The 556-nt window shown below is 30.6% G+C and carries 1 pseudogene; it reads left to right on the top strand.

Annotated features, from left to right (window positions below):
* A pseudogene (locus TY19_RS16280) lies at positions 1-340 on the top strand (hypothetical protein); the annotation flags it as partial.
* Positions 341-556: the final 216 nt, after the last annotated feature.

Below are 556 nucleotides of genomic sequence, written 5' to 3'. Positions count from 1 at the left end.
TATTCAAACACCTTTTATTGCACACGACATGGCAAATTTACAGTTAGAAGAGTTTGAGGCTTCACCTATAAATTTATCTGATTTTATGATAGGAGAAACACCAATAATGATGAAGGAAATTGAAAACATGAGACAACACCCAGCAAATGAAGAAATTCAGATATTAAACTTACAAATTCACGAATTAGAAACACAGCTTCAAGTAAGCAAAGAGGAAAAAGAAAAAATGAATTATGATCTTGAAGCGATGATTTTAGTTGAAAATGAATTACAGCAACTTCATAGCGAAGAAAAAGGATATGAAAATCGCCTTAAAGCGATTTATAATAGTCTTATATAACTAATAGCAAAGAAAGCTTTGCCTTTTGCTTTTGAGCGTAATCATTTGAATATTCTTAAGAAGCAAAAGGCATAAAAGATTTCTAAGAGACGGTTTATAAACCCAAATCAACTAGTTATATGCACTTTACTAGCAATCGTTTCTCAAAATTGGGTAGTGCTAAATAGGTAAGGCTCTCAATTGCCTATTGTAATCACAAATAAAGTATTTTATTAA

The organism is Candidatus Protochlamydia sp. R18 (genome assembly GCF_000648255.1).
GTDB lineage: Bacteria > Chlamydiota > Chlamydiia > Chlamydiales > Parachlamydiaceae > Protochlamydia > Protochlamydia amoebophila.
The sequence above is the reverse complement of the archived record's forward strand: the minus strand, read 5'-3'. Positions and strand labels throughout refer to the sequence as shown.